Annotated in this window: 7 protein-coding genes; 3 read left to right on the top strand and 4 right to left on the bottom strand. The window is 37.6% G+C overall.

Annotated elements, in window-relative coordinates:
• The 3 genes from ACLTU0_RS09970 to ACLTU0_RS09980 form a co-directional block, all read right to left on the bottom strand.
• A partial coding sequence (locus ACLTU0_RS09970; RefSeq protein ID WP_412322285.1) for a ketose-bisphosphate aldolase occupies positions 1-640 on the bottom strand: 640 nt, incomplete at its 3' end.
• Positions 641-698: 58 nt separating this feature from the next.
• Positions 699-1,304: a hypothetical protein gene (locus ACLTU0_RS09975; protein ID WP_412322286.1), complete on the bottom strand. Its 606-nt coding sequence runs from the start codon at positions 1,302-1,304 to the stop codon at positions 699-701.
• Between the two features lie 78 nt (positions 1,305-1,382).
• Positions 1,383-2,255: a DNA-3-methyladenine glycosylase family protein gene (locus tag ACLTU0_RS09980; protein ID WP_412322288.1), complete on the bottom strand. Its 873-nt coding sequence runs from the start codon at positions 2,253-2,255 to the stop codon at positions 1,383-1,385.
• A gap of 300 nt (positions 2,256-2,555) precedes the next feature.
• Here ACLTU0_RS09980 and ACLTU0_RS09985 point away from each other — a divergent pair, with 300 nt between their 5' ends.
• Positions 2,556-3,962: an aminopeptidase gene (locus tag ACLTU0_RS09985; RefSeq protein WP_412322289.1), complete on the top strand. Its 1,407-nt coding sequence runs from the start codon at positions 2,556-2,558 to the stop codon at positions 3,960-3,962.
• Between the two features lie 45 nt (positions 3,963-4,007).
• On the opposite strand, the gene ACLTU0_RS09990 is transcribed toward ACLTU0_RS09985, so the two are convergent.
• Positions 4,008-4,820, bottom strand: coding sequence for a peptidoglycan DD-metalloendopeptidase family protein (locus ACLTU0_RS09990; RefSeq protein WP_412322290.1), 813 nt, complete (start codon positions 4,818-4,820; stop codon positions 4,008-4,010).
• A 355-nt stretch (positions 4,821-5,175) separates the two neighbouring features.
• Here ACLTU0_RS09990 and queA point away from each other — a divergent pair, with 355 nt between their 5' ends.
• Both queA and ACLTU0_RS10000 read left to right on the top strand, forming a co-directional pair.
• Positions 5,176-6,201 carry a tRNA preQ1(34) S-adenosylmethionine ribosyltransferase-isomerase QueA gene (gene queA, locus ACLTU0_RS09995; RefSeq protein ID WP_412322291.1) on the top strand — a complete coding sequence of 342 codons (1,026 nt, stop codon included), beginning with the start codon at positions 5,176-5,178 and terminating at the stop codon, positions 6,199-6,201.
• Between the two features lie 12 nt (positions 6,202-6,213).
• Positions 6,214-6,682: tRNA-guanine transglycosylase (locus ACLTU0_RS10000; RefSeq protein ID WP_412322292.1), on the top strand; the 469-nt coding region annotated here is incomplete at its 3' end.

Here is a 6,682-nt window from a genome sequence, read left to right on the forward strand (position 1 = left end):
CAGGAATACCTGTACCGCCGTGAAGAACAAGCGGAAGGTCGCCGATAAGTTCCTTTGTTTTTGCAAGAGCGTCAAAGTCAAGACCTTTCCAGTTTGCAGGGTACTTACCGTGAATGTTACCGATACCTGCTGCAAGGAAGTCAACGCCAAGATCGGCGATTTTCTTACATTCGTTAGGGTCAGCGATTTCGCCTGCACCTATAACGCCGTCTTCTTCGCCGCCGATTGAACCGACTTCAGCCTCGATTGAAAGACCTTTTTCGTGGCAAACTTTTACAAGCTCAGATGTCTTTGCGATATTTTCTTCGATAGGGAAGTGTGAACCGTCAAACATTACTGATGAGAAACCTGCCTCAATACACTTGTAGCAGCCTTCGTATGTTCCGTGGTCAAGATGAAGAGCAACAGGAACAGTGATGTTAAGTTCTTCAACCATTGCCTTAACCATTGCCGCAACAGTCTTAAAACCTGTCATATACTTACCTGCACCCTCAGATACACCAAGAATTACAGGTGAGTTGTTTTCCTGAGCTGTTAGAAGTATAGCCTTTGTCCATTCAAGATTGTTGATGTTGAACTGACCTACGGCATACTTGCCTTCAACTGCCTTTTTTAGCATTTCAGTTGCTGAAACTATCATTTTAAAGTCCTCCTTAAAATAAATAAAATAAATATATAAATTTAATTTATATTCAAAATTATTTGCCGATTATAATTGCTTTTGCATTTAATAATCGTGTTAAAGTTTCTTCTGTTGTCTCGATGGCTTTTGATTTTTTACATTGCAGACACGTCAGAATAATGTTGCCGTTTATGATATTTAATTCAATATCTTCACTTCCGCATGCACAGGAAATATTATGTGATTCCTGCAAGGCGTGCAGACGTTCGATAATTGCATAAATCAAGTTAAAAGAAATATCACTGTCGTCATCGTCAAATTCATCGAGAATATCTGAAAACATATCAGTGTTTTCGTTAAGCATATTTTCAACCAAATCTTTTTCACCGGCAAAAAATACATCTATTCCCGCAACGGGACATTTGTATGTTAACAGCGGTTTGTTCCAAAAGTTTTCTTTCGTTGTTGTGTACGAATGGTTGTCACCGCATATCGGACATTCGATGTCAAATTTGTATTTATCGTGTTTTTCGGCTATTGTAACACAGGTTTCGTGACAGCCGTGAGTAGGGCATATAAGCTGAACCTTGTCTTTACCCGAAAAATTAAATATTGAAAGTGATTTTGACGACATATTTGAACAGAAAGGACATATATATGCTACTATTCTTTTTAAATCCACTAACACTCTGAAATTCAAATCCTTTCCGCACACGATATACTTGTCTTAAAATCACTTTTAATGTGGGCTGAAAAGTGATTATTCAGTGCCGATTTTGTTTTCTCTTGCATAGAAGAATAGATATTGCTGAGCAAAACCGCCTATATCGCCGAAATGCTTTTCGGCAAATGCGGATATTGCAGGTATGCTTTGTTCACCGTCAAAATAACAGTATTCCATTATGCGTTTAATCCAAACGTCAACGGGAAATGAGTCGACTCTGCCAAGACCGAATAAAAGTATACAGTCGCTGACCTTGTTGCCGACACCGTTAATAGTCATTAATGCTTTTTTTGCGTCCGGAGTTGACAGTGATTTTATATATTCTTCCGTAAGAGTGCCGCTCTGGAATTTGTCTGCGGCGTCCATTATATATTTGTCACGAAAACCAGAACGGATAACCGATAAATCTTCTTTTGAAAGAGAATAAATCGTATCGGTATCGGGGAACGTGTAATATGTTTTGCCCATATAACTTATTTGTTTTCCGAAGTTTTCGCAAAGCCTTTCTATAATGCCTTTGATTCGCGGAATATTGTTGCTTGCCGAAATGATGAAAGAAATAACAGCCTCCCATAAATCCTGGTTAAGTATACGAATACCGTCACCGTATGAAACAGCTTCTTTCATAATCGGGTCATTGGATAATCTGCTCTTGATTTCGCCGTAGTCGCGGTTTAAATCGAAGTAATCATACCAAATATTCTTAAAATCGTCTTCAGTTGTATCGTAAAATATAACTTCATCATCATTTTGCGATATTAAAAGCGCCTTGTTCTTTGCAATGCCGAAATATGAATTCTCGCTTACTGCATTAAAACGAAAGCATTGACCGCAATCAAATATATGGTGTAAGTTAAAATCTTTTAAACCTGTGACAATAAGATTATTGTCTTTTTTATTAATATCCATATTAGATATTATATCACGTTGTTATAAATTTATCAAGTGACAAAATTCATATTTATCTGCATAATTACATACTTGACAGAGTTGCACAGAGCATAACTTTTTTATATATTACATTATGGTCAAAATGCACGGAATTAAAACAAATAAGAAAAAATATGAAATAAGAAATTCGTTTCATATAGACTATTTTTTGTATTTGTGGTATAATGAGTGTCAATAATAAAAATAAATGACGTCTTATTCGTCCGCAATAAGCCGCATATATTATTTTTATCAGCGGACAGAAAGGTTATGATTTATATGACAGATAAAGAGTTATTTAATGAATTATCATACAAAAGAAAAAATGTGTATGAGAATTTGAGTGAACAGGAATATAAGGAAATGTTTGAACTTTGCGACGAATATCGCGAATTTCTTGATGAGGGAAAGACAGAACGTGAATGCGTTGAAAAGTCGATAAAAATGGCTGAACTTCACGGATTTAAGAATATTAATTCAGTAAAGCAGTTAAAGGCGGGAGATAAGGTTTATAAGATTAACAGAAACAAAAATATTTTACTTGCGGTTATCGGCAGTGAAGATATTAAAAACGGTGTAAATCTTGTCGGAGCACATATCGATTCACCAAGACTTGACTTAAAGCAAAATCCGCTATATGAAAGCAATGATATGGCACTTTTGAAAACGCATTATTACGGCGGTATTAAGAAGTATCAATGGACCGCAATTCCTCTTGCTATGCACGGTGTTATCTTTACAAAAGAGGGTAAGAAGGTGACATTAAATATAGGTGAAAATGAAAACGACCCTGTATTTTGCGTGACAGACCTTTTGCCGCATTTGGCTAAAGACCAAATGACAAAGAAAATGATTGACGGAATAGAGGGAGAAAATCTTAATATTCTTATAGGCGGTATGCCTGTTAAATCGGAAGATGTAAGCGAAAAGGTTAAGTTTGCGATTTTGAAACATCTTAACGAAAAATACGACATAACAGAAAGAGATTTCTTAAGTGCCGAAATTGAAATTGTACCTGCTTTCAAGGCTAAGAATGTCGGACTTGACGAAAGCTTTGTCGGTGCATACGGTCAAGATGACAGAGTGTGTGCATTTACTACATTAAAGGGTATATTCGCTGTTCAAAATCCTAAAAAGACAGCACTTGCAATCTTTGTTGATAAAGAAGAAATCGGTTCAACGGGTAATACGGGTATGCTTAGTGCATTCTTTGAAATGACTCTTGCGGAAATTATTGAAAAGATTAACGGCAACTGCACAATTACCGATTATAATACAACAATAGAAAATTCAGCTTGCTTGTCATCGGACGTCGGTGCGGCAGTTGATCCGAACTATGAATCCGTATACGAAAAACGTAATGCGGCATTTGCAGGCTGCGGTATGGTGCTTATGAAGTATACAGGTGCAAGAGGTAAGTCGGAGTCGTCAGACGCGTCTGCCGAATTTGTTTATGAAATAGGTAAGATACTTGACGATAACGGAGTTATTTGGCAAACAAGCGAACTCGGTAAGGTTGATCAAGGCGGCGGCGGTACAATCGCACAGTACGTTGCTAATCTTAATATGGACGTTATTGACTGCGGTGTTCCTGTACTTTCAATGCACGCACCGTTTGAAGTTACAGCAAAGAGTGACGTATATATGGCATATAAATCTTATGTTGCATTTTATAATAACAGATAGTAGAAATGAGCCTGTCGACAAAATGTCGACAGGCTCATTTTGCTTTTATTGTTGAGGAAGGTAGTCGGTTGGGTTTACCAAAACTCCGTCTTTTGACATTTCAAAGTGAATATGCGGATCGGTCACATTTTCACCGGTACATTTACCTGACGTTCCGATAACTTCGCCTGATTTTATTTCTTTACCTACAGTGAGATTTTCAATATTTTCAAGTCCCATATATTTCGTTATAAATCCTGCGGCGTGAGATATTATTACATATTCGCCCATTGCGTCTTTGCCTGTTTCGTCAATAACGCCGTCAGCGACGGCTTGTACACTGCAACCTGTGTTGACGGCAATGTCAATGCCGTTGTGGGTACGCCAATCGGAAAGCTGTTCGTTGTATTTTAATTTGTCCGAATATCCTTCAAGTGTATTTCCGTTTACAGGCATAATAAATGCAGGTTGTTCGGATGATACGATAACTGCGGTTTGGTCAACGTCGGGATTGTTGACTGCATAGTCCTCAACAGGTACTTGTTGCTCGGACGTAACAGGCATATCGGTTTGAGTGTCGGTACTTTGAGCGGTTTCGGTATCAGATACAACTTCCGAACTCTCTTCTACATTTGCTGATGACGCCTCTTGAGTTTCATCTTCTGAAACGTTCAGAGCGGAAGATGTGAATTTGTCGGTTGAATCCGAAAAAACTTCGCTGCCACTGTTATCGGCTATCTCATTGCTTAGCATACTTGATGAGTCTGAATTGTGTCTTTCGGTAAAATAACCGGCTATACCGATTGCCAATACACAGCAACAAAGTGCTATGTAAAAGCTTGGTAGCTTTTTTGTTTCCTTTTTTTGTTGTTGATTCATTTTGTGTTCCTCCATATACATTGTAGTATTTAGTATTGTTTCCTTAATTTTCTGTATTATACATTTTGCTAAATAAAAATTTTACATAAATAATTGACAGGTATGATGGGAAGTGTGTCTTTTAAAATTCACGGTGATTATAGCAGTTGTTATTAAAAAAGTTAATTCATTATTCGTATTATTAGGGTATAGGAAGCCGTAAGGCACTCGGTATGGGTGGTGCCGAACCGAATATGCTTTTGGTATAGCTAAAAAGAATTTCTTAAAATTTAATAAGGTTGTCGCAAACTATTGCAACAACCTTATTTTTTTGGTATAATGTAATCTAAATGAACAGAAAAAAGAGGTAATTATTTTGAAAAGAACGGATTTTTATTATGACTTGCCCGAAGAACTTATTGCACAAGAACCTTTAAAGGACAGAAGTTCTTCAAGGCTTATGATACTTGATAAAAATACAGGTGAAATTGAGCATAAGCATTTTTATGATATAGTCGATGAACTAAATGAGGGTGATGCACTTATATTGAATGATACAAAGGTACTTCCGGCACGTTTGTACGGTCAAAAAGAGGATACGGGCGGTGCTATTGAATTTTTGCTTTTGCATAAGCATACGCTTGATACTTGGGAAGTAATTTTGAAACCGGGCAGAAAAGCTAAACCCGGTGCAAGATTTGTTTTTGGCAACGGTGAGCTTAAAGCAGAGGTTTTGGACGTTATAAATGACGGTAACAGACTTGTTAAGTTTGAGTATGAGGGAGTATTTGAGGAGGTTTTGGATAAACTCGGAGAAATGCCTCTGCCTCACTATATAACACATAAACTTGAAGATAAAAACAGATACCAAACAGTGTATGCAAAAAATCCTGGCAGTGCGGCGGCACCTACGGCAGGACTTCACTTTACACCCGAATTGCTTGAAAAGATTAAGGCAAAAGGCGTTAATATAGGTTATGTAACACTTCACGTCGGACTAGGAACATTCAGACCTGTTAAAGCCGACGATATACTTGAACATAAAATGCACTCGGAATTTTATATACTTCCGCAGGAAACAGCCGATTTGGTAAATAAAACAAAATCAAACGGTAAACGTGTAATTTCTGTCGGAACAACTGCTACAAGAGTTTTGGAAACGGTCGGAATGGAAAACGAAAAACTTGAACAAAAAACAGGCTGGACGAATATATTTATTTATCCGGGCAAGGAATTTCATGTTATAGATGCGCTTATAACAAACTTCCACTTGCCTGAATCAACACTTATAATGCTTGTAAGTGCTTTGGCGGGCAGAGAAAATGTGCTGAATGCCTATAAAACAGCGGTACAGGAAAAATACAGATTTTTTTCATTTGGCGACGCGATGCTTATAAAATAAAGGAGATACGAAATGTTTAAAATTTTGCATACTGACGGAAATGCAAGACGCGGCGAATTTCATACGGTACACGGAGTTGTACAGACACCCGTTTTTCAGAACGTCGGAACAATAGCGGCAATAAAAGGTGCGGTAAGTACAATGGATTTAAAAGAGATAGGCTGCCAGGTTGAACTTTCAAATACCTATCATTTACATTTAAGACCCGGCGACAAAGTTATAAAACAGCTTGGCGGGCTTCACAAATTTATGAATTGGGACAGACCTATTTTAACGGACAGCGGCGGTTTTCAGGTGTTTTCACTTGCAGGTTTGAGAAAAATAACAGAAGAAGGCGTCAGCTTTAATTCACATATTGACGGTCACAAAATATTTATGGGACCTGAAGAAAGTATGCAGATACAGTCAAACCTTGCGTCTACAATAGCAATGGCATTTGACGAATGTATTGAAAATCCCGCACCGTACAAATATGTAAAGG

This window comes from Hominilimicola sp., from assembly GCF_046972485.1.
In the GTDB taxonomy this organism is placed as follows: Bacteria; Bacillota; Clostridia; order UBA1381; family UBA1381; genus Hominilimicola; species Hominilimicola fabiformis.